The 24997-nt window shown below is 35.7% G+C and carries 26 protein-coding genes and 1 tRNA gene; 8 read left to right on the top strand and 19 right to left on the bottom strand.

Annotation, left to right across the window (positions count from 1 at the left end):
* Positions 1-5: 5 nt before the first annotated feature.
* The 15 genes from OPR21_RS06490 to OPR21_RS06420 all read right to left on the bottom strand — a co-directional run bounded on the left by OPR21_RS06490 (position 6) and on the right by OPR21_RS06420 (position 11325).
* Positions 6-341: a GPW/gp25 family protein gene (locus OPR21_RS06490; RefSeq protein WP_015588498.1), complete on the bottom strand. Its 336-nt coding sequence runs from the start codon at positions 339-341 to the stop codon at positions 6-8.
* Positions 342-346: 5 nt separating this feature from the next.
* Complete coding sequence (locus OPR21_RS08500; protein ID WP_318010167.1) at positions 347-799, bottom strand: PAAR domain-containing protein; 453 nt, start codon at positions 797-799, stop codon at positions 347-349.
* 39 nt (positions 800-838) lie between these two features.
* Complete coding sequence (locus OPR21_RS06480) at positions 839-1408, bottom strand: phage baseplate assembly protein V (protein ID WP_205517798.1); 570 nt, start codon at positions 1406-1408, stop codon at positions 839-841.
* Positions 1398-1925 carry a hypothetical protein gene (locus tag OPR21_RS06475; RefSeq protein WP_224721422.1) on the bottom strand — a complete coding sequence of 176 codons (528 nt, stop codon included), beginning with the start codon at positions 1923-1925 and terminating at the stop codon, positions 1398-1400. Before OPR21_RS06475 ends, OPR21_RS06480 begins: the two co-directional genes overlap by 11 nt.
* Positions 1906-2385 carry a phage tail protein gene (locus tag OPR21_RS06470; RefSeq protein ID WP_265029853.1) on the bottom strand — a complete coding sequence of 160 codons (480 nt, stop codon included), beginning with the start codon at positions 2383-2385 and terminating at the stop codon, positions 1906-1908. The genes OPR21_RS06475 and OPR21_RS06470 overlap by 20 nt, the downstream gene beginning before the upstream one ends.
* On the bottom strand, positions 2378-2698 hold the full coding sequence (locus OPR21_RS06465) for a head-tail joining protein (protein WP_174516711.1): 321 nt from the start codon (positions 2696-2698) through the stop codon (positions 2378-2380). The genes OPR21_RS06470 and OPR21_RS06465 overlap by 8 nt, the downstream gene beginning before the upstream one ends.
* An 83-nt stretch (positions 2699-2781) precedes the next feature.
* Positions 2782-3786, bottom strand: a complete 1005-nt coding sequence (locus tag OPR21_RS06460; protein ID WP_264376316.1) for a major capsid protein — start codon at positions 3784-3786, stop codon at positions 2782-2784.
* A gap of 24 nt (positions 3787-3810) precedes the next feature.
* Positions 3811-4182: a head decoration protein gene (locus OPR21_RS06455; RefSeq protein WP_265029852.1), complete on the bottom strand. Its 372-nt coding sequence runs from the start codon at positions 4180-4182 to the stop codon at positions 3811-3813.
* Between the two features lie 67 nt (positions 4183-4249).
* Entirely contained in the window at positions 4250-5287 is a 1038-nt protein-coding gene (locus OPR21_RS06450) for a S49 family peptidase (protein WP_141457038.1), read from the bottom strand.
* Positions 5284-6711 (bottom strand): phage portal protein, encoded by a 1428-nt coding sequence (locus OPR21_RS06445; protein WP_265029851.1) that lies wholly within the window; start codon positions 6709-6711, stop codon positions 5284-5286. The genes OPR21_RS06450 and OPR21_RS06445 overlap by 4 nt, the downstream gene beginning before the upstream one ends.
* Entirely contained in the window at positions 6712-6927 is a 216-nt protein-coding gene (locus OPR21_RS06440; RefSeq protein WP_265029850.1) for a gpW family protein, read from the bottom strand.
* A complete protein-coding gene (locus OPR21_RS06435; protein WP_265029849.1) occupies positions 6920-8746 on the bottom strand; it encodes a phage terminase large subunit family protein in 1827 nt (608 codons plus the stop codon). The genes OPR21_RS06440 and OPR21_RS06435 overlap by 8 nt, the downstream gene beginning before the upstream one ends.
* Positions 8743-10227, bottom strand: coding sequence for an ankyrin repeat domain-containing protein (locus OPR21_RS06430; protein WP_265029848.1), 1485 nt, complete (start codon positions 10225-10227; stop codon positions 8743-8745). The genes OPR21_RS06435 and OPR21_RS06430 overlap by 4 nt, the downstream gene beginning before the upstream one ends.
* 19 nt (positions 10228-10246) lie before the next feature.
* On the bottom strand, positions 10247-10723 hold the full coding sequence (locus tag OPR21_RS06425) for a hypothetical protein (protein WP_265030313.1): 477 nt from the start codon (positions 10721-10723) through the stop codon (positions 10247-10249).
* Between the two features lie 131 nt (positions 10724-10854).
* Complete coding sequence (locus OPR21_RS06420) at positions 10855-11325, bottom strand: Holliday junction resolvase (protein WP_265029847.1); 471 nt, start codon at positions 11323-11325, stop codon at positions 10855-10857.
* An 851-nt stretch (positions 11326-12176) separates the two neighbouring features.
* Between OPR21_RS06420 and OPR21_RS06415 the strand changes: the two genes are divergently transcribed.
* The 5 genes from OPR21_RS06415 to OPR21_RS06395 are packed head-to-tail and all read left to right on the top strand — an operon-like array spanning position 12177 to position 17302.
* The gene (locus OPR21_RS06415) at positions 12177-12668 is read left to right on the top strand and encodes a sigma-70 family RNA polymerase sigma factor (RefSeq protein ID WP_265029846.1); all 492 of its coding nucleotides are present in this window, start codon (positions 12177-12179) and stop codon (positions 12666-12668) included.
* Between the two features lie 51 nt (positions 12669-12719).
* Positions 12720-13517 (top strand): ATP-binding protein, encoded by a 798-nt coding sequence (locus OPR21_RS06410; RefSeq protein ID WP_264711410.1) that lies wholly within the window; start codon positions 12720-12722, stop codon positions 13515-13517.
* Positions 13518-13540: 23 nt separating this feature from the next.
* Positions 13541-14029: a hypothetical protein gene (locus OPR21_RS06405; protein WP_265029845.1), complete on the top strand. Its 489-nt coding sequence runs from the start codon at positions 13541-13543 to the stop codon at positions 14027-14029.
* Complete coding sequence (locus tag OPR21_RS06400; protein WP_265029844.1) at positions 14026-15258, top strand: AAA family ATPase; 1233 nt, start codon at positions 14026-14028, stop codon at positions 15256-15258. The genes OPR21_RS06405 and OPR21_RS06400 overlap by 4 nt, the downstream gene beginning before the upstream one ends.
* Positions 15259-15280: 22 nt before the next feature.
* A complete protein-coding gene (locus OPR21_RS06395; RefSeq protein ID WP_265029843.1) occupies positions 15281-17302 on the top strand; it encodes an AAA family ATPase in 2022 nt (673 codons plus the stop codon).
* A 12-nt stretch (positions 17303-17314) separates the two neighbouring features.
* Here the strand turns inward: OPR21_RS06395 and OPR21_RS06390 are convergent, their stop codons facing one another.
* Both OPR21_RS06390 and OPR21_RS06385 read right to left on the bottom strand, forming a co-directional pair.
* Complete coding sequence (locus tag OPR21_RS06390) at positions 17315-18424, bottom strand: hypothetical protein (protein ID WP_265029842.1); 1110 nt, start codon at positions 18422-18424, stop codon at positions 17315-17317.
* The gene (locus tag OPR21_RS06385; protein ID WP_265029841.1) at positions 18390-19586 is read right to left on the bottom strand and encodes a hypothetical protein; all 1197 of its coding nucleotides are present in this window, start codon (positions 19584-19586) and stop codon (positions 18390-18392) included. The genes OPR21_RS06390 and OPR21_RS06385 overlap by 35 nt, the downstream gene beginning before the upstream one ends.
* 341 nt (positions 19587-19927) lie before the next feature.
* Between OPR21_RS06385 and OPR21_RS06380 the strand changes: the two genes are divergently transcribed.
* A complete protein-coding gene (locus OPR21_RS06380; RefSeq protein ID WP_265029840.1) occupies positions 19928-21550 on the top strand; it encodes a recombinase family protein in 1623 nt (540 codons plus the stop codon).
* A 218-nt stretch (positions 21551-21768) separates the two neighbouring features.
* Here OPR21_RS06380 and rsmA read toward each other — a convergent pair whose 3' ends face one another.
* Positions 21769-22581, bottom strand: coding sequence for a 16S rRNA (adenine(1518)-N(6)/adenine(1519)-N(6))-dimethyltransferase RsmA (gene rsmA, locus OPR21_RS06375; RefSeq protein WP_077188507.1), 813 nt, complete (start codon positions 22579-22581; stop codon positions 21769-21771).
* An 80-nt stretch (positions 22582-22661) separates the two neighbouring features.
* Between rsmA and OPR21_RS06370 the strand changes: the two genes are divergently transcribed.
* Together OPR21_RS06370 and OPR21_RS06365 are read left to right on the top strand one after the other, a co-directional pair.
* A tRNA-Thr gene (locus OPR21_RS06370) sits at positions 22662-22734 on the top strand.
* Positions 22735-22758: 24 nt separating this feature from the next.
* Positions 22759-23475, top strand: coding sequence for a triosephosphate isomerase (locus OPR21_RS06365; protein WP_006279748.1), 717 nt, complete (start codon positions 22759-22761; stop codon positions 23473-23475).
* 162 nt (positions 23476-23637) lie between these two features.
* On the opposite strand, the gene tnpC is transcribed toward OPR21_RS06365, so the two are convergent.
* Positions 23638-24981, bottom strand: coding sequence for an IS66 family transposase (tnpC, locus tag OPR21_RS06360; protein WP_265022247.1), 1344 nt, complete (start codon positions 24979-24981; stop codon positions 23638-23640).
* Positions 24982-24997 lie beyond the last annotated feature (16 nt).

The following is a 24997-nucleotide window of genomic DNA, read 5'->3' as shown; positions in this document are numbered from 1 at the left end:
CTACCTTATACTATAATACCATCAAGGCGGATCGGCTTTCCATTTGGCAGATAGATTCCTTCTAAAATGAGAGTTACTTTACCTTCTTTTATTTCTGTTATTTGTACACGTTTAAGCTTAAATCGACGCTCCCACTTTTCTAATGCTTCTGCAACTGCTGCATAAAGCTCTTGTGCAAAACCAGGTACAATTGGATGATCAATCAGCTCAAATAACCTTGATCCATAATCTCGGCGCATAACACGAGCACCAATTGGTGTAGTTAAAATATCAACTATTGATTGTTTTAAATGCTCTATACCACTTATTGTTTTACCAGTTTCAGAATTCATACCACGCATATCACTTACCCTGCAAAGACATCATTGCTTCCTTGTTCTGCCACTGCTCCACAGGAAATTAGGTCACCAGTACGAGCAATGGCTTTGCCATTTACAAACACTGAATCTGACCCCTCAAGAAGGGATTGACTAGTATGTGGTGGTTTATAAGGGTCTGTTGATGCATGTTGTGACCATTCATCTCCTTGACGATGCACAGGCCTACCATTTACAAACACATTACTGCTTCCTCCTATGCCAGGGCTTTGTAAATAATCTCCATGTTGGTTACACATATCACCAAAACGAACAACTTTTCCCTGTTTTGCCAAACTTAAATCTTTGTCTGATTCTGAAAGTCGTTTTTGCCCTAACAATGAACCTCTTGTTTCCTCCTCTCTTCTTGACTCATCTTCACATCCTGATTCATATCCACTTAATTCTGATGTTTGAGAGGTATACTCAATATCACCAATCATAATACCCTTATCATTATTAGCTCTAACATTTTTCTCCGGCTAGTTTAAATCTATTTTTTTCGCATTTAACTTAATGCCACTCTCAGTAATCTCTAGACTTGAGTTCCCAACCTGTAAGACAATCTTTTCATCAGTTATATTTGAACTTGATTTTCCCGTTTTTAAAATAACTTCCTTACTAGTTACTTCCATTTGCGTTTCTTTCACTGCAAAAACAAGAGCTCCTTCTTCTTTGACAGAAATTGTAAACTTATGACCATTTCGGTCATAGTAAATAACTGTTCCATCTTTAAAAACAAAACCGCTTACTTCTTCCTTACTTCCTTCTGGAATAGGATATTTTTTATAATAAATTGCAGGTAAGACAATCCCTTTGGCAATTTCACCAGATGGCGAAAGTACTATCACCTGTTCTCCAATACTTGGTGCAGACCAACTTCTGTCTTCTCCAGCTCTTGCTGTTACCCATGGCAACCAGTCTGTTAATATATTACCTATCATTTTTACACGTACCTTAGCCGTTCCACAGCCTACTTCTTCGACTGTGCCAACTCTAATCAAGTTATTAAGTTTTATTAGTAAGTTCGCATCTTCAAAACTATTCATCATTTTTGCCAACCTTTACATATTTATGCTTATTAGCAACTCCAATATCAGGCGTAAACCCAATGTAAACAGTACTCGGCGGAATACTACTCTCTGCCCATACTGAATCACCAAGATGTACTTCATGCACCCACTCTACCATCCACACTAAATATGCATCGAGCTCTGGCCTAAAATCATCTCCTCCTCCTGAGATAAATTCTCCTGGTGAAATTTTCTCCACTTTCCAAGTGTTTTTATTTACCACTCTTGCTACTTCTGCCGCCAATGCTCTGACAATAATAGGTGCATTTTCTATTGTGCTATCAATCACAATTCGTGCTTCAAATTTTGCTCTCAGCGCTAATTCTTCTGTTCCTGGATCATGTCCTTTTTCAAAGCCACTAAGTTCTATAAATACTGCTGGTGCTATCAATTCTTTCCTGATTGCTGGATAAACCTCACAAGTTTGAATTGCTGGTATCTCTGCCTTTAGCGTATTACAAATTGCCTCATGTAAATTAGTCCAAAATGCCGTCATAAAATAACTCATGTGTAAAATATTTTTCAAATATCCTTTCAACTTCATAATTAACAAGATTTTCTATTATCCTTGAAGCCTCAGGTTCAAGTGGTAGTTTAACCTCCTGTATCGGTAGTGCTGTTCTTCCTACACGTTTAAAAATACCACGATAGCCTCTTGGCATTGTTGCCATAAATTCATCATTAAATGCTGTTCTTATTTTTGCTTGTTTTATATTTATATCATACAGATATGCTCTAATTAAAACTTTCAAAGTGCTTTTCCTTGCTTTGATAATTCTTAGCCTTTTTCTAATTACTTTTAGCCTAATTTGCTTTTCTTCACTGATTTCTCGGACAGCCTGAGATTTTAACCATAATGCCGTTTTGTTTAGCGCTCTTACCGCTGCCAACTCTACTTTAGCTTTAATGTCGTGAGTAATTCTCTCAATGTTTTCATTAACTTCAATTTTAAACATCTTTCTCTCCAAGTACTGTACAGTTTATATTCCAAACTATTCCTGAATTACCTCGCAGTGGCGGAGAATATACTTTATATTTACAACCATCAATAACAAAAATATCTCCCACCATTGGCCTGAGTACATCAAAAACGCTTACCTCAAGAAAAAGCATCTCTCCCACAAATTGTCCTTCACCAATCTCGTATAATTTATCTGGCTGTTGCTTTAGTACTTGTACCATATATGACTTATCCTTTGATTCATACAAAGCTACTTTTCCTAAATGAGCAAAACAATCTTTAAATAATCTCTTAATATTCTCTTGCACATTTCTCCGCTATATACTAACATTTATATGCTAAGAAGAGGTAAAGCATTCTTCTGCCTCACACCGCTTTATATTTGCTCTACCTATGTTGCAACGATCTTGACTAGTATTGCTGGACGGTGGCACATTGGCAGAGGGTTTGACTGCGTATGCAAATCAGTCCCTCTATCAAATCTTCTTGGCTCTTGTTTTGCATATAGTGGCTGTCCAAGAGTATTTACTGTCTCATTAAAGTCTGCTGGTGCAAAATATGTTGTAAATGTGCTTGCTGTTCCTAGTGGAAAACAGTGCCCTGTATCTTTGTCAATAAATCTTCTCACGGTTCCTTCAGGATCAGTTGCTTGTCCTCTATATTCCTCAAACGTTATTCCACAGAACGCAAATCCTGACCTCATATCATTTCTTAGCGCTGCTCCTTCTTGCCATCTCTCATATGCTTCTTTCACTTTAGTATGAGAAGTAAGTGCATCAAAAAACTCAGGGCTTACTAAAGCATGAATTCCTGTCATATATTCACCACTTAGATTATCTTCTATGTGCCTCAATACTTCCAGACACTTACGCTTGACATCTGTTGTTGCTGTTCCCAGTGCAAAATTTACTACTTTTGGTGTTATTTCAAATTCGTTGTACAAATTTAATAATTCTGACCCATCAGCATCTAAAATTATTCCTTTCAGCGCTCCCATACGCAAATGCTCCAACGTTATTGCATGTTTATTTCTCATTAGCTGCAAATGGTCAGTTATTACATCTGCCAGCGCTTTAAGTTCACTTTCTGATCCAAATGCTCTTATTCCCTGTACTTCTTCTGGTAACACTACATCATCATGTGGAATATGTGGAATCGTAAATGTTCTTACCTTTCTTTTTCCTCTTTTTCCTACTGTTGCTGGTGCTCCGGGTACTTGCGTTGGTAGTAAACTTAATACTCCATTTTGCTCTTCTATGGTAATATGTCTAAATCTTACTGACCTACTTGGAAATAAATTTAAATTTTCAACACGTCCATAATTTATCGGCAATATATTCATCGCATTTGTTAGTGCCGTCATACTAAATGCTGTATTTGTAAATGGATTTTGCATTTTTTTTCTCCTTATTAATTTTAGTTAAACTACCTTGCGGATAATGATCCCTCGTCCTTCAAGTTGCTTTATTGCTTCAGCTTTTTGCTCTTCAGTGATATTTGCTGGCCACACCACTGCATGATCTGCTAGTATTGCAACACAAGTAATAATTACCGCTTTAGTATTTTCTATTGCATTTACATCACTTACTATTACACCTATCGCTGTTTGTGTGCCATCTGTTCCAGCGGGATTAAGTACTCTAATAAGACCATCTTCCGTCTTTTTGGCAACTACTGCACCAAGCTTAATATTTTGTCCCTTGGCTACTGTTATCTGATCTCTTGAATATAGACTTGACACCTCATACTTTAATAAGTCACCCAGATTATTTTGTTCGCTTATACAACTCATAAATTTCTCTCCTTAACTGATTACCGCCGCTTTTATCAATGCTATATACGGCGGTTATAAAAATACTTTAACTCCTACGACTTTTCGCTACCTGCATCATCAATTCTTCTCCTGAATTCTGTGGTACTGCACTCAGTATCTCTGTCTTCTTCGTTCTTTCTGCAAGTAATTCCATTAAAACCTCCCTTGCTTGCTCAACACTTACGCTTTGCTCAATAAATTCTCCTATCTTTTCTGGCATCTTCGATATATTACATAATCGTATTAATTCAAGAACTTCAGTACGATACTTGGTTAAATTATCAGTTTCTAGGTCATTTGTAGTTTGTTCATTCATAGTAATACTCCTGTTTTTATTAATAGATGAAAGAATTGTCATTCCATCTGCAAGACCCATCTCTATTGCTTTCTCCCCAAAATATAGCCCTGCTTCAGTATTTTTTATTGCCTCTACAGAGAGGCTTCTATTCCGCGCTATTAGCTCAACCAGCATTCCATATAAACGATTCACTTCGCTTTTTAGATTTTCTAAACTCTCAGAAGTTATTGGCTCATGTGGATTTAAATCATTTTTTCTACTTCCAGCAAATACTGTAGTATATTTTATCCCCTGTTTTTCATCAAACCCACTTTGATCTATATGACTTGCGATTACCCCTATACTCCCAACTCCTGAAGTGCGGGTGAGAAAAATCTTTTCAGCACTAGAAGCAATTGCATACGCAGCAGAATACGCATCGTCATTTGCTATTGCAATAATTCTCTTTTTTGCTCTTGATTCATAAATAAAATCAGCAAGGTCAAACACTCCATTTACTTCTCCTCCTGGGCTATCTATATCAAGTAGAATCGTCTCTATGCTTTTATCTTCTAAAGCGCTCTCTATCTCTTCATGAATTTTTTCATATGATGTCATACCCAGTAAACCATCAAAAGTTTCTGACTTTTTTGTCAAGATTCCATGTATCGGTATTATTCCTCTTTCACTATTTCTTACTGCATGTTTTATATTTTTAAAGATAGGCTGCTTTCCTGCTTGTAGTGACAGTAATTCAAAACTCCTTGGTTCTACCATTACACATCTGTTTAGCCATTGTTGTTTCATAGTACCTCTTGATTGGCCGTAACGTCAGAATCAAAACTTAAGCCCAGTTCACTTGCACGTCTTTGATCTTCTGCTATTTCTTGGTCAATTTCTTCTACATCGTAACCCATTTCTGATACTACTTCCGATCGACTCTTAAATCCATTTCTTACTGCCATTTGCTGTGCTTGCTGATCTTTTAGCGGATCGACCCAATCAAATCCCTGTGGTATCCATTTTACTTCTTTTTTTGCTCCTTCTTTTCCCTTTGTCCATTCTTCACCTATGTCTAGCTCTCCAGAAAGTAGTGCTAACTCTAACCACCTATCCCATACAGGACGGCAAAACTGGAATACCATAATGTTGTGTTGCAGCATAGCGCATCTACGACGAAACTCTATTAATCCAGCTCTGATTGATGAATAATTAACACCGGTTAAATCTCCTGTTAGTTGCTCATATGTTATTCCTGTGCCTATTGCTATTGCCCTCAGTTGCTGTCTTATGAATGCTTCATAGCTTCCTCCTACATCTGATGGCTCTGAAAATTTTATGTCCTCTCCTGGGTCTAAAAGCTGCATTGTTCCTGGCTCTAAACCTGATAGTGCCACTCCTTGCTCATTACTTTCACTTTCTCCCATGATATTTGCTTCTGGATCGAGTCTCGTAATAAATCCAGCAAACATTGCTGCAGTTTTCTTTCTCACCAGCTCTGCATCATCATATTGATCAAGCTCATAAAGCTTCAGCAGTATATTAGAAAGCCAAGGCTCCCCTCTGATTTGCCCAGGTCTTAATGGTCTATAAATATGTAAAACATCATTTGCTGGCACTCTCACTGATTCGCCAAACGAACCTTCACCAGGGTGTTCTTTAAATAGGTAGTATGCCTCTCTTTGCCCAAGTCTATTAAACTCAATCCCGTTTCTTATTACATTACCATTTCCTAAAGTTTGATTTGTTTTATTGTCTAAATGTTCAGACTCAAGTACTTGCAGTTGTAATGGCACAGAAAATCTATCTTCCAGCTTTCTCGTTCTTAAACGTACAAAACATTCTCCTCCTTCTATCATACTTCTGCATACTAAAGCTTGTAATCCATAAAAATCACTTACTCCGCTACTGTCTGCTTCATCTGTCCATCTTAGCCATAATTCTTGCACCTTCTTTCGAAATTCTCCATCTCTTGCTTTTGATTGTGGTTTTATTCCTGTTCCAATAGAGTTACTCACTATGGTATCAATAATATTTGCTGCATATGGGTTTTTTCTCACCATGTCACGTGATCTACTACGTAAAGTTTCAAGGCTTTGAGACAGCAAATTGTTTATACTTCCTAACTCTGGTTGAAAGTGAAAAAATCTTCTTCCTGAGCCTGCTGCATCCCAGGCTGAACTTTTAATTTTTGGCTTGTTGAATAATTGTTTGAAGGTTTTTAGTAGCATTTATAAAACTCCTTTACTCGTTGAAAAAATAATCTTTCTTTTGGCTACGGTTTTCAGTTCAGCTTTAATACGTTGTCTTAAGCTTAGTAGATCCTTTATCTGAACTTCAGCATATCTCACAACATGATCACCATATGCAATTGATACTACTCGTTCTCCGTTTTGCAGCTTCTTTATCGCTTCTTCGACTTGAACTAAATACTCTTTGTTATACATTTTCCAACCACTTACTCTGTCTTACTCTTTTAGGCTTTTTACTTTCCATTTTTCCACTTAAACTATTCCATTTACTCTCTGGCCATCTGTCTATCCCCAGTGCTATCGATGCTGCTCTCGCATAAATTCGGCAATCTAGCACCTCATTTCTTTCTCTTACCTTTTGCCACTCTTGTTTGGTGTATCCTTTCACTACCTTGCTGACTAATTGCTCTGCCGTTAGCTGCTTAAAATATTCAGGTGCATACTCGGGAAAATGACAATACCCTGGCGGTGTTTCTTCACCTTCTTTTAAAATATTAAGTAATTGAAAAAGCTCTGACTTTAATATCGATACTCCCACTGGCCAGAGCTTTATTCCTCTCTTTAGCTTTTGACCACCAACTGTTATATCTACTCTACTTGGGCTGCTAAGTGGTACTAGCGCTTTGTTTACACCTTTGACTGCCATTACTCTTCCAGAGCCCTGATGACCTCTTACCCAGTTGTATACTTCTTGTGTTGCATATCCTGCATCAACTGCCATCATACTTATCATATATTCAAGATCATTTTCACCGATAAAATGATGATTGAGTAACTCTGAAAGCTTTCCCCATACTTCTCCACCTCCTGTATCTCCTTCAAACACTCGGTAGTCTATTGACCAACTTTCACGGCTTTTTCCCCAGGCTACAACTTCTACTTCTAACCGATCTTTTTGGACATCTACTCCTGCAGTAAGTACCACTTCTCTCCTAGGTACTGTGCCTACGGGAAAAAATTCTCTTCTGTTGAATAATTGCTTCCAGTCTGGTACTTCTCCTTTATCTACCCAAGTTTCTCCTAAAGTGGTATTTATCCAAACTTTTAGTAATTGTTCACTTTCTTTGGCATGGAGAAAGTCCTCTACTGCTTGTTGCCAACTATACCAGCCAACTGGGCTATAAAGACTTGAAAGGTGAAATCCTTTTTTCTCACCTTTTACTCTATTAGTAGGTCTCCATTCTCCATGTTCTAGCATCTCTGTTTTTTGATGATTTTCTATTTTGCCGCTACATTCAGTGCAGACATAATGTGCTGTTCTTGAGTTGTTATTTTCCCATTTTATTTGTGACCATTTTAGAACTTGATAGTAATTACAATGCGGACATGGTACAAAAAAATATCTCTTATCCGTTGCTTCAAATTCCTTTTCAATTCTACTTATTCCATAAATCGTTGGCGTTGACACTAAAAAAATCTTTCGCCTTGCAAAGGTATTAGTTCGAGCAATACTAAGCAGTACTGGATCTCCTTCTCCTCCTGAATCTCCTGGATAGGCATCTATTTCATCAAGAAAGAGATATTTTACTGGCATAGATCGGAGGCTTACACTGCTGTTTGCTCCGGTTATTACTACTATTCCACCTGGAAATTCCTTACTTTGTACAGTATTTCCTGAATCTCTTGACCTTGGGTCTTTTACTTTACTTTTTAAACATGGCGTACTCTCTATTAACGGTGCAAATCTTCCCTTTGACCAACGTTTTCCCATTTCAACTGTCGGCTGTACTACTAGCATTGGCCCTGGCGTTTGATCGATGATATAGCCAATCCAATTATTTCCTGCTTCTGTTCCCCCAATCTGCGCTCCTTTCATGAACACTACTTTTTCTGCAGGTGAAGATGGTGATAGTGAATCCATGATTTCTTTTAAATAAGGAGTTCTTTCCGTTCTCCATTTACCTGGCTCTGATGCTGCAGTTGCTGCTAAAACTCGATACTCATTTGCCCACTCTGATACTTTAAGCTCTGGATCTGGTTTTAAACCTTCAGAAAAAGCTCTAGCGTATATCATTGTCTGCATCTACTCATAACTGGTTCTATCTCAACATCATTAACAGTAGAACTACACTCTTCCAATTCCATAAACATCTTTTTCTGAAATTCGTTTTCTATATATCTTTTGCTCATCTCACTTATCATTATTGCTATAACAAGCGCAAATACCCCTGTTATTGTTGCAAAAATGATTGCACTGCTTATTGTTGCTGCTGTTAAACCTATATATGCTGCCATTGCTACTGCGCTAACTGTAATACAGATGCAGATAATATTATTATGTTTTTTCACCCTTTTATCTGCTATTTCTCTCTGTGCTATATATTTATTATGAAGGGTTGGAAAATTAACAACGGTATCTCTGCAGAGTAACGCTCCATTTTTTTCATTAAATAAAACTTTAAGTAATTCTAAATTATTTGACTTGATTGCTAAATGCAAAACAGGTTTATAATTTGCTCCTTTTTTCAGCAATAACTTTACTACATGTAAATGCCCTTTTTCTGCAGCAAGGTAAACCGGCGGTAGATTTTTATTATTTGAAATATCAATATCAATTTCTTCTTTTAAGATAGACTCTACAAGCTCAATTTCTCCCGTTTGTACAGCTAAATGGAGTAGACTATTCTTTTCAGAACCGTATTTATTACTCATCAAAGCCTTTTTTATCTCAGGTTTAGCGTAATCAAATGGTGTCTTGCCGCTATCGTCTTTTACCAATGGATCTATATCTTCTCGCGTTAGTAAAACTTCTATTGTTTTAAGTCTTTCAGCGTAATGTAGTGGTGTTTTACTTTCGTAGTCTTGCAAATTGACTTGAGCATTAGGCTCCTTTATTAAGCATTTGAGGATATCAAGACATAAGTCTCTTTCATCGTAATTAGTATTACTTACAGCTATATGAACAGGTGACAATTTCATTGAGTTTTGTCCTATGCGCGTGCTATTTACATCTACTCCGAGCTCGAGTAATAACTTTACTATTTCCAGTTTTTTATTATTAACTGCGTAATGCATTGGTGTTTGATTTCGTGCATCAAAGACATCTATTTCAGCTTTTCCTTCTCTTATCAAGATCTTTACAACTTCTGCATGTCCTATTCCTGCTGCTAGATGTAATGGAGTATGATGCAAAGTATTTCGTACATTAACGTCAATACCTTTTCCTATCAAATACCTAACTGCATTAACTTCACCTATCATTGCAGCTAAATGAAGTAAACTATCTTGTTCTGATCCGTATTTGTTATTAATTAGCGCTTGTAATATTTCTGCTTTTTTCCCTTCTTTGGCGTAATCAAGAGATGTTTTACCTTCATTATCTTCCACAAAAGGATTAATATTCTTCTTCGTGAGTAACAAATCCACCATGCTTAATTCATCAAATTCTATAGCACAATGTAGTGGTGTCTTTCCATTTAATCCTCTAACATTAACATCTAATCCAGGTTGATTGATGAGACACTTTATTAACTCCAAACTTAAGTTATCAGCCATTTTATATTCAAAATCTTTTTTATATTTGAAATTTAGTATTAGATAATTCTTGTAATGAGTTTGTAATCTCTTCAGTTAGCGCCATATGAATCTTTTCAGTGTCACTGAGTGATGCAAGCAGCGCCGAAACCCTATTTGGAATATTAAGCAAATTATTACGAACAACTCTAGCGACGTTAAATGCTTCAGTTTTTACCTCTTCAATTGACACAAATTTGCCTACTTCAGCTTTCACTTTAGCTTCCAAAAGTTTACCACGCTCCGTTTCATTTTTTATTCTAGTTTTTAGCAACATCGTGGAAAGGTTACTTGTCTCTGAATTGCCTTTTCTCCTCAGTGGTTGACTTGGATCTCTTATTGCTGCTACTGCTTCATTTGCTTGTTCTTGGTCAATGAGTCCATCTTTGAGTTCAACGATTCCTTTCTTTACCAAAGAACAGACATATTGCCTCGAAAACCCTTTTTCCCTTGCCCACTCTGCTTGCGTAATTTTCACCTTTTTCTCCTTTTTTGACACTGATCAGCTATAACTTTGTAAGTAGTTAACATTTGAAATATGTCTAACGCTAAAGAAGGCCTGAGGTCAGGACCACCAAACCCGCCAGCCTGGCCAAAAGGACCCATTTTCTATGGGATTTTTAGACTGTTAAGATCTTTACTAATATTCATAACATAGAACATTAAAGCTAAAGAGTCCGCTTCATTATCATCCATTGGACAAAAACCCTTTTCCTGTACTGCCTCAATGACATCAGCTTTACTTGCATTGCCTTTGCCTGTTATAAAGCGTTTGATAGTTTTCACAGATACACCTTTGTATGGCACATGATGTTCTTCACACCAAGCAGAAAGGTGTGCTAAAAACCCTCCATAGATATGTGCAGCATCAGTTCCTAAGTGTCTTCTCACTTCTTCAAAGTACACAACTTCAATACCTGGAAATTTATACTTAAGTGAATTAAGCCAATTACGAAAATTTAAAAACTGTATTCCACCACCACTAAACCTGCTAACATGAAAACTCTTACTTCCACTTTGTACTATTCCATCATGTAAAATAGTCCAACCAGTTTGTTTACCAAGATCTAGGGTGAGCATTTCCTTTCAATTGCTGAGTACATATATATACAAGATTTGGAAAATTTTCGTCCAAAAAATCTTTAATTTTCGAAATTTAACAACTAACATGAAAACTCTTCTACAGCCAGTTTGTTTGCCAAGATCTAGTGCGAGCATTTCCTTTCAATTGCTGAGTACATATATATACAAGATTTGGAAAATTTTCGTCCAAAAAATCTTCAATTTTTGAAAAATTTTTTATAATTAACTCTTTCTTGAAGATGTTTATTTAAAAACCTTACTTACCCTAAACATGATTTTTCTACTTTTAGAGGTTTTTTTATTATTCTACTTTTATATTTTATATGTTTTTATATATGTGTATATTTTTATATATGTATTATATATATATTATATATAAGGGTTTTAGGAAGCTAGAACCCTCCATATTGGCGGACTTCAGATATGTCGTTCCTAGGAACGGTTTTAGGAACGCATGGTGAAAACCCTCCATACAGGCTAATTCTAGATTCCTGATTCCTAATTCCTGATTTAGGAAGCCAGTAATTAGGAACGGAACTTACGGTCATAGAGAGCACATTTTTCCCTCTTTAAAATTGGTAGTATTGAATTTCAAAATATGAAATTCTTATATATTTTTAATATAACTTTAGGAAGCCTGAGCTACCCATTCTTTGAAATCCATTCAAAATAGGTTCCAAAAACCTGAACTGTATTATTTTAAATTGCACCGGTATTATTCTCAAAAAAAAATAACAGAATATCAATAGATTAAAAATCGCATCAGTATTATTTATTTTTGCTCCTGTCCTACATAAGGGCATTAATAACTCCCATCCTTAAAGCATTAATTTGTTTTAGGGAAAACCATGAAATCAAAAAATATAGCTATAATTGTTAAAAACGTAAAATACCAAGCCTATAGACTAAAACTTGCCAAGTGCTTTGTTGATGAGAATAACGAAGACCTTGAGCAAGAACTCTTCTGTGAAATTTGGCCATGTCTTGATCAGTATAATGAAGATAAAAGTAGCTTTAACACTTTTGTAGCAAGACTAACTGAAAACAAAGCTATTAACTTGCTAAAGAAACAGCGATGTGCAAAACGCGATATCAATAACTATATTAGTATCGATGTAACAGAGCTACTTGAGAGTGAAATAACAAAACGCATTGATGTAGACTATATGATCTCGGTTTTACCAAAGGAATGGCAAAATATATGTGAGCAACTTAAGTTTTTCAACTTACATGAAGTTGCCAAAATGAACAACGTTTCAAGAACCACTTTAAACAACATTATCAAGAAGATACGTGCCAAACTTTTTCCTATTTACTACGCAGGCAAAAAGAAAAATTGAACAAAATTTTTGCCTTTCTTGTATATATACACATCGTAGCATGGATAAATAATGGTTCTTAAAATTTTGAATAATAATGAAAGATTGCAAACAATATCAACTGTAAAAATGGTCATCTTTGGTCCTTATGGTATTGGTAAAACAAGTCTCCTAAAGACCGTAGATGAACCAACACTTTGCCTTGATTTTGAAGCAGGGCTTCTTGCTGTTCAAGATTGGCAAGGAGATTCAATTAGTCTTCGTACTTGGAATGAAGCTAGAGATATTGCTTGTCTTATAGGGGGGCCTAATCCTGCGCTGAAGTCTGATCAAGCATATAGCCAAAGACACCATGAACATGTATCTGGTAAGTACAAAGATCTTTTCTCTGAGTTTTCTAAATACCGATGCATCTTTGTAGATAGTATAACCGTTGCTTCACGTTTATGTCTATTATGGGCAAAAATGCAACCTGAAGCTTTTTCTGAGAGATCGGGAAAACAGGACATGAGAGCTGCCTATGGATTACTTGCTCAGGAGATGATGGCTTGGCTCAATCAATTTCAACACATCAGAGACAAAGACATCATCATAGTTGGCACTTTAGGTCAATATCTCGATGACTTCAATCGTCCAATTTGGCTACCTCAATGCGAAGGAACTAAAACTGCTAGTGAAATTCCTGGGATAGTTGACGAAGTAATCAGTATGGTTGGAATCAAGAAAGATGATGGAACGGAGAAGCGCTCTTTTGTTTGCCACACTTTAAATCCTTGGGGATACCCGGCTAAAGACCGCAGTGGACGCCTGAGTATGGTTGAAGAACCGCATTTAGGCAAGCTGCTTACAAAGATTAAAAGCAAGTTTTAAAATTTAAACATGGAGAGTGATATATGTTACAAAACCTATTAACTGATTTTAACACTGTAAAACCGCAAAGTAGACTGATACCAAAAGGTACAATAGTAAAGGTAAAAATGACAATCAAGCCTGGAGGTTATGAGCATTGGTTTACTAAAAGCCCCACTACCGGTAGCATTTATTTAAATACAGAATTTACCGTTATTGAAGGTCTATATGAAAAGCACAAGATTTACCAAATAATTGGTATTAAAAGTAGTAAAGCAGAAGATACTTGGGGAGAAATGGGTCGCTCTATGCTTCGCAGTATCTTGGAATCAGCACGTGACATTCATCCACATGATAACTCAGAAAGTGCAATCCTTGCTCGTAAGCTAAATTCAATTGCAGAATTAAATGGGTTGAAGTTTACAGTAAAGGTAGGTGTTATAACTGATGAATATGGAGAGAAGAACAAAATTGCCTCAGTAGTTACTCCAGAATACCGCAAAAATTATGAAATTGACAGAGTACCATTTTGAAGTACGACGAGGAAAAGCTTTGGTCTGCTGTCGTTACTAGAGGTATTCAGGACGCAGTAGGAAAAAACCCAAAGCTAAGAGAAGAAGCAATTAATTGGCTGAATTCAAAATCTTTTGAAACTGTTTGTGAGCTAGCTAATCTCAACTTTACACGTATGAAAAATATGTATGGGAATTTTATGTCTAAAAAGCAAAAAGAGTTAAAGATGTTATTGATTGATAATATCAAGGAGTGTGTTTCTTACCTACTTCCAAATGGTGAGTTTTACCGAGAAAAAACTTATATTGGAGACTTAAATGGAAATACAATTACAGTTAAAATAGTAGGTAAGGAAGCTGGTGATTGGCGTAATTTTACTGAAGGAACTGGTGGTGATATTATTGATCTTTGGATTTTAATTAAGGGTGATATATATTCTGCTAGAAAGTGGCTCAATAAAAAATCAAAGAGTGGAGAAAAAAAAGGGGGGAAAAGAGAAGAAAAAATATTTTCTGTAAAGCAGTACTTAAGTGATCAATCACCAATACCAGAAGATATAATAGCTCCACGAATTCTCACTCCAGGTGGTCTTTTAGTCATTGGTGGTACGCCAAAGGTTGGCAAAAGTTATTTTCTTCTCTCTTTGCTTGCACATCTTGCAGCAGGAGTGTCGTTTCTTAAGATGAAGTCAGCAAGACCGCTAAAAATAGTCTATCTGCAAAATGAGATGGAGTACAATTATATCAGGGAACGCATACAACAAATCATAACTAATCAAAGGCTGCCAAATCTAGCAGAAGAAAACTTGATTGTTACTACAAAGATGAGATTAACTTTAAATGATGAAGGTATAGAGAAAATAAAAGATATTATAAAAGAAAAGTTTGATATCAAAATGATAGACCTTATCGTTTTGGATTCCCTTGACTATGAAAATATATTTTCTGGCCTGCAAAGCAGAATAGAAAAACTACGTTCTGTAATTAATCCTACGGCTGGAATCATTATTACACGTCATACCAGAAAAGTATCCACAGCTACACTAGCAAAAAGTCCTTTTCAAGCTTTAATTGGTGCTAATGCTTTAAGAAGTTTTTACACGTCTGGTATGGTAATGTTTCAACCAAGTAAACGCGCAAATGTCTTGCAGGTAGTATATGAGCTAAGAAACGGTAAATCAATACCAGCAAAATTCATTAGCAGAGTAAATGGGCGTTGGCAGAACTCTAAAGTTATAGCTACGGCTTAATTTATCCACAAAAACCGACACTATGCTAGAGCTAAAAACTCAGCTTTTGCAAAACATCAGATCTTGTCTTTTTTACCTACTACCAGGAGGGACATTTCGTGGTGATAAGTTTTATGTAGGTGATGTACAGGGTAACAAAGGCAAAAGTACTGTAATAGAATTAACAGGCGAAAGAGCTGGATTATGGAAAGATTTTGCAACAGGAGAAGGCGGTGACATTATTGACCTTTGGGCAACGGTACATGGGAAGAATGCCAAAATAGAATTTCCTGAAGTAATGGCTTCAATAAGTGAATGGCTTGGTCTTAAGAAACAAAACAATATCAGAAATCTAGAACAATATCTGACTTGTAGTTGGAATTACTACGATGAAAATAACCAATTGATTGTAATAGTCTATCGTTATGATCCTCCTTTAGAGAAAAAACAGTTTAAACCATTTGATGTTAAAAAACAAAGATTCAAAGAGCCAGAGATAAGGCCACTCTACAACGTTCCGGGTATTTTAAGGTCCGATAAAGTTGTTCTTGTAGAAGGAGAAAAATGCGCAGAAGCACTTATAGAGAAAGGAATAACTGCAACAACAGCAATGTTTGGAGCAAATGCTACCCTTGATAAAACAGATTGGACTCCGCTAAAAGGTAAACATATTATCATTTGGCCGGACAATGATGAAGCAGGTAATAAATATGCTAAAAACGCTGAAAAGAAGCTTTTAGAACTTGGTGTTGCATCACTTGCTACGCTTAAGATTCCACCGAATAAACCAAGGAGTTGGGATGCTGCTGATTGTCTGTTAGAGGGAATAAATGTTTCGGAATTTATTGAAAAAAACTCAAGAAAAATAATTATTAAACCACCACTTGATATTTTCAGCTGGAGTGTAGAGCGTTTTGTAGGTCCAGTACCAAAGCAAAGATTCTTGGTTGAAGGATTATTTCCTTTGGGTGTAACCTCCATTTTGGCTGCAATGGGTGATACAGGCAAAGGTATGCTTCTTCTTGACCTAGCCCTCAAGGTTGCAAGTAGCATAGACCAGGTGTGTGGATTTGGCCCACCTGTTACTGAACATGGGTCTGTGGTGGTATTTTCCGCAGAGGATGATACAAATGAAATACATCGTCGCTTAGAACGACTTGATCCAAAATGCGAGAGATTAAAATATAAAGATAGGCTATTTATTGTACCATTGCCAAATATAGGAGGATCATTTACCATACTTAAGAATGTTCGCGGTAAAGTTGTAGAAATATCTCCAGAATTTGAGTTGGTAATGAAGCAGCTGAGCAGAATAAAGGATTTAAAGCTCATTATATTTGATCCCCTTGCTTCTTTCATTCATGCAGATTTAAATGCTGACCCAGCAGTAGGGGATTATCTCATGTGTTTATTATCTGATTTAGCATGTAGCACTGGAGCTTCAATAATTACTGCACATCATATGAGAAAGCTGAAGGGAGAAAAGCCTATATCAACAGTAGAGCAAGCACGAGATGCTATTCGAGGTACTTCTGCTCTCGTAAATGGAGTCAGGTGTTCTTTTGCTTTTTGGCCTGTTGAAGATATGACTAAACCAATGATTTTTAGGTCAATTGGAAAAATCCCAAGACAAAATGCACTATTTTATGGAGCTGTTGTTAAGGCAAATGGCCTGGCTGATCGTACCATACGCACTTACCTAAGAAATGAAGAAACAGGGCTATTGGAAGACATTACTGAACAATTAAAAGCTCAAAATATTAGCGATAAAGATCTTAAAATATATCTTATTGATTCAATTGCGCGAGCTGCTATTTCAGGACATCCATTTACTCATACAGGAAGTGCAGGAATACATAAACAACGACATAGATTGCCTGAAGTTTTTCATAGTATGGGAAGGGATAGACTAGAGCGTATAGTGCAAGAGCTTTTACAAGCAAAGCAAATAGTTAAAGGAATGGCTAATGGTTCAAAAGAAGATAAATGGCTTGATGTAAAAACAGGACCATTTGCACGTGGGGTGGGAAAATTTATTCATGGAGCTGAAAAAAACTATTTTTGATAACAAAAAACTCTATTTTTTTATAGTCAAAGTAAAAGGGTTAATTCGATAACCATGTGATAATCTTTGCCAACCAAGTGTTTGTATTACATCATCACGTTCAATACTTAATCCTAATTTCTCAGCAAGTGTAGATTTGATTGTTCTTTGCATCTTATTTAATGGCTTTCTGATTTGTTGTTCTAAATCTGCTTCTAAACTAAGTCCCAAGAGTTTTTCTAACTGATTAATATTGAGAAGTGTATGTTTTTCAGGTGGTAATTCTTTCTCACAGTCATGTAAAAATTGCCTAAATAATATTCGAAAAATATTAAGACATGATGCAGCTTTTTTATTTATAACTTCAATACTATTAACATATACCATACCTTTAACTACCTGTAACTCCAAAAGCTTTGTTGGTATAATTGGTTCAACACGTTTAAGCGAAATATATGAAGCTGGTAAAACTTGCAAAGAAGTATTTTCTACTACCTTTGCTACTCCTCTTTTAGCTGCCTCTCGGAATATCTCAGTTACAGTCTTAAGCTGACAAAACAGTTTCACCATTGGCACTACATATAGATTCAGTAATAGATTTGGTATATCTTTTTTTAGAGTGATGAGAACTGTAGGGTGAACTCTAAGTTTATCTATAGTTAAAAATATCGCATCAGTACAAAAATCAAGGATTATTAGATTTACAATACGACCTTGATTACAAATATAATAAACTCCTTTTTCCACTTTTTCCCACATAAGTTTTGAATCATTCAACTTTGTTTCAAACCAGTCTATGACCTTTTCTGTATTTAAGTATATGGATAAGAGATGAAATCTCTGTTTTTGATAAGTATTAGGCAGAATATGACGAGAACAGTTTTCACAAATAGCGTCATCACATGCTTCATCAAAGTCTGAATCGATAAAAATCTCATTGCTACAACTTGAATCAATTACATTTGGCCAATCAAGATGATCTTCTTCACGAGAGCAAACAATATAATACCTTTCTTGCATTTTTATCAATCCAAGATCGAATAAGTATCTTGCTGCTTTAATATGATTTTGGCTTGGATTAATCCAGGAACCATTTGAACTTAAAAGATCAGCAATTTGCTCGTGAAAGAATTTTAAGACCATAAGATTGTTCCATATGTTTCTTCAGGTCCTCTCTTTCTTTTTTATTGAGTGGATGCTCTGAATAATAAACTTCCCCACTTATTTTGAAAGAAAATGTTACCTTTTTGTTTTGGAACATTACTTTAGCTGATTGAATAGATTGTAGTATGTTGCCAATAGCTGGCTTTAAAATATGTAACTCTGGTGCAATAGGATCATACGGTTTTACACTTAAAGTAAGATATGTATTACTATTTTTAAAATAATCTGACTTAAAATTTAACTCAAATATACAAATGTCAGAGTCAGAACCATCTATACATGCTTGAAGAAATTTGTGCACTTGTAGTGGAAAGTTCTTATCTTGTATATTTACAAAAGTACATTCGCAGTCAAAATAGCAACTTACAATTCTATTTGCGATTTCCACAGCTTTATTAGTATTTTTAGCACAGAGATTAACCTTTGTACCATCAAGCGAAAAATCTAAAATCATCCACTCAGGTTTATGACCATGAACAACTTTGTTTGAATTAAGCAGTAAATCCATGTCACTTCCTCGACGTACAAACATATATATTCGATCTTGATGATGGAAAAAACCCTGCAACTGGTCATCATCCTTAAGTATCTGCTCTACGGCTTCTTGTGACATAAATTCCTTAAATGAAGTATTTATTTGTCTTGGTGATTTCTGTAGAGCAAATGATACGAAACCTTTCTTTTGTACTTTATCAAAGTGATAGACAGATTTTAGAAATTCACAATTTATGTGAAATAGTAAAAACAACAAGGATCTTTTATCATACTTGGTATTATTTTTTATCAGATACGATCTCATTAACTTCTCAGTCAGAGCAAATCTTGCTACTTCACTGACTGTAGCCTCAAGTTTTGTACGATCAAAGTGGCTAATGAGATAATAGTTAAAAAGAGAGTCAGAGTAACTGGCAAGTATCTTACGTTTTTGTTGAGTGGATCTATCATCGTAGTCTCCGTCTTGAAAAAGTTGTCCATTTAAATGATTTTTAAAGCAATGCTGAAAAATAATGCTCAGTTGTTTACCAGAAAGGGAATCTAACCAAGATTGACGTACATTAGAATCCTGAAAGCGTTCTAGTAAAAGGTTAACAGGAACTTCTAAATCACTCTCCCAGAATTCATTACTTGGATAAACATTCATGATACTTTAAATAAGCTATATCATACATAATATGATAATTTAAGCAAAGATTTTTTGGACATAATTTTTTCAAATCTTGTATATTTATTAGGGAGAATTTGTGTGAACTAGACAGCTACCTTGAATAAGGTATCCATTGGTTTAGTTTAAAATGGTAAAAGTTTTCTTTTAGCTGGTGATAAGAATTCTCCCAACCTATTAGAAAATTCACAGGAAGAAAAACATGCAAAAAGGGGATTTAACTATTTATTGCCGTTATGAACCTCACAGATTGGCGAGTACATATTTGGCAAATGCTTATGAACAATTGTTGAAATATAAAATAAAGGAGGTAGAAGAAAATGGTAACGGTAAGCTTGTATGCAAGAGTTTCATCAAGACAACAGGCACAGGAGAATACGATAGAGAGTCAGATTGTAGAGTTGGAGCGTCGCATTAGTAGTAATGGACATGAGTTATTAGATGAGCACAGGTTTGTCGATAATGGTTATAGTGGATCAAATTTAGAACGTCCTGGCTTAGAGAGTTTACGTGATAGAGTAGCAGAAGGTAAGATTGATAAGATATACATTCATTCACCTGATCGGCTATCACGGAAATCTGCATACCAAGCGCTCTTACTCGAAGAATTTAGAAAAGCAGGATCAGAGGTTATTTTTCTAAACCACAAATTTGAGGATAACCCAGAATCTAATATGTTTTTAGGAATTCAAGGATTAGTAGCAGAGTATGAGCGTGCAAAAATTATGGAACGTAATCGCAGGGGAAAACTTCATGCAGCTAAAACTGGTCGCATAAGCGTAATGAGTAATGCACCTTATGGTTATCGCTACATAGCAAAACATGTAGGTGAAGGAAGTGCTCAGTTTGAAATTAATCAAGAAGAAGCGGATGTAGTGTGCAAAATATTTAATTGGATTGGCCAAGAAAGAGTAAGCATCAATGAAGTTATACGTAGACTTAGCGAGATACCGGTAATAACACAAACAGGAAAAGAACGTTGGAAAAGAAGTACTATCTGGAAAATGTTAAAAAATCCTGCTTATATAGGACGAGCAGCTTATGGTAAAACTAAGGCATGCTCGAAACCACAAGTAAGAAAGTCAAAAAAAAGAACTTGTGGTAGACTCAAAAATGGTCATTTTAGTAATGATAAAGAGAACTGGATTTATGTTTCAGTGCCAAAAATAATCAGTGATAATTTATTTGATTCAGTGCAAGTACAGCTAACTGAAAATAGACAAAGAGCAAGAGTACGGGAAAGAAAAGAAACGTTTTTGTTGCGTAGTTTAACAGTATGTCAGCGCTGCCAATATACTTATTGTGGTGCATATAGTAGAAATCAACGTTATTCTTACTACCGTTGTTCTGGCTCCAGGTCTAATGGCAACAGAGTATGTGACAACAAATCAATACGTACTGATGTACTCGATACAGTTATATGGGAAGAAGTTAAGAGTATATTAAAAGAGCCAGATAGGATTGCAAATGAATATCAACGTAGATTGTCAGAGAACAAAAAACCTTTACATAATCAAACACGTGAAAAGCAAGAAAGTAAGCTAAGATTAAGTATCAAAAAATTTATCGATAGCTATGCCAAAGGGTTTATAAGCCAAGAAGAATTTGAGCCAAGAATTACAACAATGAAACAGCATTTGAAAGAAATTGAGGAGGAAAAAGAAAAAGTACTTGATCAAGAGAAATTACAACAAGAATTGAGCCTTGTTACAGATAGCTTGAAAAACTTTTCCTCAAGTGTTGAATCAAAGCTTGATCAAGTAGATTGGCAGACTAAGCAAAATATTATTAGAATGTTAATTCATCAAATTGAAATCAACCATAACCACTTGTATATAGTATTTCGAATAAAAAGTCTTGCAAATTTTGATCAAAATAGCCATAATAGAATCATGCAATGTTGTACTAGTCGTACAGACACTGGGATCCAGGAATTTTATTAAGTATAAAAGTAGCCGTTTTATGTTAAAATACAACGTTTTAATGATTATGAAAAAGCTGGATTCCAGACTGGAATGACATCGTTTACTATGTGCCATATTGCAATGTTCGTACAGTAAGCCATAGGATGACAGAAGCGGAGCTATAGAAGCCGGTGTGGCTCTGTCGTATAGCTCTCACTGTTTTTAGGGGATAGAAGAGATACCAGAATATATAGCTGCTAATATATTTTATTGCACAATAAGCATTCTACATTATTTGCCAGCAAACAGAACTGCTCAATAGTTAAGTTTTCTGGACGTTCATTTCCACTCAATTTAGCGTTTTCAAGGACAGTTTCAGCGTGGTTCGTTATATTTTGCAAGCTATTTCTCAGCATCTTTCTTCTTTGAGAAAAAACAGCACGTGTTAATCTTGTTAAGGTTTCCAAATTTACTGCAAATTTTGGGATAGGCAAAGGATTTACTGTAATTACTGAAGAATGTATTTTTGGTCTTGGAAAAAACTCTTTAGGTTCAATATCAAATTCCTTTTTTATATCACATAGTAACTGGCTTAGCACTGATAAGGAACCATAATCTTTAGAATTGGGTCTTGCCGTAATGCGATCTGCTACCTCTTTTTGAAACATTAATGTCAAGTTCGTAAAAAATTTTATATTATTTAACCACTTTAAAAATAACACTACCGAGATATTGTAAGGCAAGTTAGCAATAACTTTAACTGGACGTTCTATCAGCTCTTCTTCTATAACGTGCAGTGCATCTGCTTCTATAATTTTATACTTTCCTTGATGCTCATTTAGCAGTTGATCATGGTGTTTTACTAAATCTCTATCTTTTTCTATAGAAAGTAGAGACTTTGGATTATGCACCAATATTTCTCTTGTTAATGCACCATATCCAGGACCAATTTCAATGACATTAAAATTTTCCAGACTACCAGCTAAAGCGACTATTTTTTTTGTTATCTCACTCGATAAAATAAAATTTTGCCCTAGACTCTTTTTTGGCTTCAGTAAAAATTTTCTCATATTATTTTCATTATACAGTATTTTATAAAAATTAGTTGACGAAAATTCATTGATAATTGTATATTATTAATGTGTTTAACGCCGGCTTAGCTCAATTGGTAGAGCAACTGACTTGTAATCAGTAGGTTGTCAGTTCAAGTCCGACAGCCGGCACTCTCGCCCATATAAGTAAAGTTGATGTCCTTTTTAATAGTAGCAAATTGGAAAATGAATGGAATGCGTTCTTCATTTGTTGACTTTATAGGCAAACTTAACAACAAGAGCAACGAAATTACCTCTAAGCTAGTGATTTGCCCTCCTTTTACGTCATTTCCAAGCAGTATAGAGTTGAACAATAATATTAATATAGGAGCACAGAATTGCCATCATAAAAAGTTCGGTTCTTACACAGGTGAAATTAGTGCAGAAATGTTAAAAGAACTAGGGTGTACTTACGTAATACTTGGGCATTCTGAAAGGGCTAATGAAAAAGATAGTGAAATAAAACTTAAGTCGGAAATAGCAATAGAATCAGGCTTACACCCAATTATCTGTGTGGGTGAAAATTCAGAAGATTATAAGAAAGAAGTAATAGAATATCAATGCAAAAACCGCTTGCCAATACACGGTGAATATACCGTAGCATATGAGCCAATATGGGCAATAGGCACAGGTCATGTGCCAAATAATGATGCAATTGCTGAGGTGATAGAGGTAATAAAATTGTGTACTAGTAAAAAACACATTATATATGGTGGTTCAGTCAGTTCAGAAAATATAGAAAATTTGTTAAATATTTCAAATTTATCAGGAGTTTTAATTGGCAGTGCAAGCTTAGATTTCGATCACTTTTATAAAATTATACAACAAGTTGAAAAAAAGTTTTCTCTTATCAATTCTAAAATCAGCAACTAAGAATCCTATAACAAATGGCATCATTCCAGTGTCAAGCATATGTCTGTACGAGCATCTAGTATAGCTAAAGTAATCTAGAAAATTAACGATATTTTATTCCCCGGTGAACGCTCTATTTTGTTTTCCAACTCTAGTTCGTAACCGTTCACGGAATATTCCCAATTAGGCAGGAATAGCGACTAAATTCTGTAGTTTCTGGACAGGATTCTGATCATTCAAACGTGCAGTCAAAAATATCGAAAGCATTCTTTCAATGAACTTTTCTCCACGTTCTGACCAAGTGAAAAAACTATTTTTACGATAAATGACGTACCGTCTAGCCTGACGTTCTGCAAGGTTATTGGTTGTCTCGATCAGATCAGGATTGCGCACGAATCTCCACATCATATCTTCAGAACGTAGTATATTGGCAGCCATTCTCGAGGCCTGAGTTCCTTTTGCAACCCTTGTTATCTCTCGCAAAAAATGTTTCACCCTTTTTCGAATCTTCCTCATTAACCGGAAAAATCTTAAATTGTCTATCAGGTTTTGTTTACGTGCTCTATCTACCACAAATACCCTGTTGCTCAGCGATTTTAATGCTGCGCCAATTCTGCTCACTTCAACATTTTTACTGTAAAAAAACCTTTCAAAGTCCCTTGCTAAATGGGCCCAGCATATCTGTCTGTTTTCACGATTAAAGTAATTATACGCAGCATACCTATCGCTTATAACTATTCCATCATACTCTGGCAATAGCCCTTTTAATATCTTCTTTCCGCGAGATCCAACTAACTTCATAAGTGTTGCTGTTTTATTCGTTACTACCCAACTCCAACCTTTCTTTCCCTGGTTCCTATGGCTTGTTTCATCTATATGTAAATACTTGCTTTTCCGTAGCTCTTCTCTTATTTTTTCGTATTCAGATATACATTTTTCTGATACTCTACCCTCGGTCTTTGATACCAAACCTAGGCTTATATTCAGATTAAATATGCTGCTCAAAATTTGCTGTACTTCCCTTTTTGAATTGATAAAAAATCCACTAAAACTGCTAATTACTGCTTTTGCATTAGCTCCTAAAAGATCCCTTGTCACACCTTCAGGCAGACTAGCTGAGATCCTTTTCTTACACGCCTTACAGTAGCCTTTTTGTAGCCTATATTCAGTCACTATCGGTTTAATTTTTGGCAATTCAACCTTTTGATGCACAGTTTCTTCTTCTAAAATAACTTGGCTTCCACACATGCAAATTGTATCAATTGAACATTTTACCACCTCATCTGCTACCATCAATTCCCGCTTGTGCGCTTCATGTCCTGGCTGCCCGCCTGGTTTTTTATCGCTCTTCTTTTTTGTCTTTTTGCGATATACATCTTGCGATGGTGGCAGCGATGAATTTTTTGAATTTAAACCCAGCTTATCCTCTAGCTCAATTATTTTTGTCCTTAACTTATCATTCTCTGCTTTCAGAGTACCAACTTCTGACTCCAATACCACAATCTTTTCTTGTAGCACCTCTATCATCAACCCCTCATCTATC

It is taken from the genome of Wolbachia endosymbiont (group A) of Philonthus cognatus, from assembly GCF_947251755.1.
GTDB lineage: Bacteria > Pseudomonadota > Alphaproteobacteria > Rickettsiales > Anaplasmataceae > Wolbachia > Wolbachia pipientis.
Note: the sequence above shows the minus strand (reverse complement) of the source record. Positions and strands in the feature narration are given on the sequence as shown.

Bases quoted from the DNA above. Each gene is read 5' to 3' on its own strand.
- OPR21_RS06475 (WP_224721422.1), bottom strand. From the start codon at position 1,925: ATGACGGCATTTTGGACTAATTTACATGAGGCAATTTGTAATACGCTA.
- OPR21_RS06450 (WP_141457038.1), bottom strand. From the start codon at position 5,287: ATGAAACAACAATGGCTAAACAGATGTGTAATGGTAGAACCAAGGAGT.
- OPR21_RS08500 (WP_318010167.1), bottom strand. From the start codon at position 799: ATGATTGGTGATATTGAGTATACCTCTCAAACATCAGAATTAAGTGGA.
- OPR21_RS06440 (WP_265029850.1), bottom strand. From the start codon at position 6,927: ATGTATAACAAAGAGTATTTAGTTCAAGTCGAAGAAGCGATAAAGAAG.
- OPR21_RS06455 (WP_265029852.1), bottom strand. From the start codon at position 4,182: ATGAGTTGTATAAGCGAACAAAATAATCTGGGTGACTTATTAAAGTAT.
- OPR21_RS06365 (WP_006279748.1), top strand. From the start codon at position 22,759: ATGTCCTTTTTAATAGTAGCAAATTGGAAAATGAATGGAATGCGTTCT.
- OPR21_RS06395 (WP_265029843.1), top strand. From the start codon at position 15,281: ATGCTAGAGCTAAAAACTCAGCTTTTGCAAAACATCAGATCTTGTCTT.
- OPR21_RS06385 (WP_265029841.1), bottom strand. From the start codon at position 19,586: ATGAATGTTTATCCAAGTAATGAATTCTGGGAGAGTGATTTAGAAGTT.
- OPR21_RS06415 (WP_265029846.1), top strand. From the start codon at position 12,177: ATGAAATCAAAAAATATAGCTATAATTGTTAAAAACGTAAAATACCAA.
- OPR21_RS06435 (WP_265029849.1), bottom strand. From the start codon at position 8,746: ATGATATACGCTAGAGCTTTTTCTGAAGGTTTAAAACCAGATCCAGAG.
- OPR21_RS06405 (WP_265029845.1), top strand. From the start codon at position 13,541: ATGTTACAAAACCTATTAACTGATTTTAACACTGTAAAACCGCAAAGT.
- OPR21_RS06380 (WP_265029840.1), top strand. From the start codon at position 19,928: ATGGTAACGGTAAGCTTGTATGCAAGAGTTTCATCAAGACAACAGGCA.
- OPR21_RS06420 (WP_265029847.1), bottom strand. From the start codon at position 11,325: ATGCTCACCCTAGATCTTGGTAAACAAACTGGTTGGACTATTTTACAT.
- OPR21_RS06430 (WP_265029848.1), bottom strand. From the start codon at position 10,227: ATGGCTGATAACTTAAGTTTGGAGTTAATAAAGTGTCTCATCAATCAA.
- OPR21_RS06460 (WP_264376316.1), bottom strand. From the start codon at position 3,786: ATGCAAAATCCATTTACAAATACAGCATTTAGTATGACGGCACTAACA.
- OPR21_RS06390 (WP_265029842.1), bottom strand. From the start codon at position 18,424: ATGGTCTTAAAATTCTTTCACGAGCAAATTGCTGATCTTTTAAGTTCA.
- OPR21_RS06470 (WP_265029853.1), bottom strand. From the start codon at position 2,385: ATGTTTAAAATTGAAGTTAATGAAAACATTGAGAGAATTACTCACGAC.
- tnpC (WP_265022247.1), bottom strand. From the start codon at position 24,981: ATGATAGAGGTGCTACAAGAAAAGATTGTGGTATTGGAGTCAGAAGTT.
- OPR21_RS06445 (WP_265029851.1), bottom strand. From the start codon at position 6,711: ATGCTACTAAAAACCTTCAAACAATTATTCAACAAGCCAAAAATTAAA.
- OPR21_RS06410 (WP_264711410.1), top strand. From the start codon at position 12,720: ATGGTTCTTAAAATTTTGAATAATAATGAAAGATTGCAAACAATATCA.
- rsmA (WP_077188507.1), bottom strand. From the start codon at position 22,581: ATGAGAAAATTTTTACTGAAGCCAAAAAAGAGTCTAGGGCAAAATTTT.
- OPR21_RS06480 (WP_205517798.1), bottom strand. From the start codon at position 1,408: ATGATGAATAGTTTTGAAGATGCGAACTTACTAATAAAACTTAATAAC.
- OPR21_RS06490 (WP_015588498.1), bottom strand. From the start codon at position 341: ATGCGTGGTATGAATTCTGAAACTGGTAAAACAATAAGTGGTATAGAG.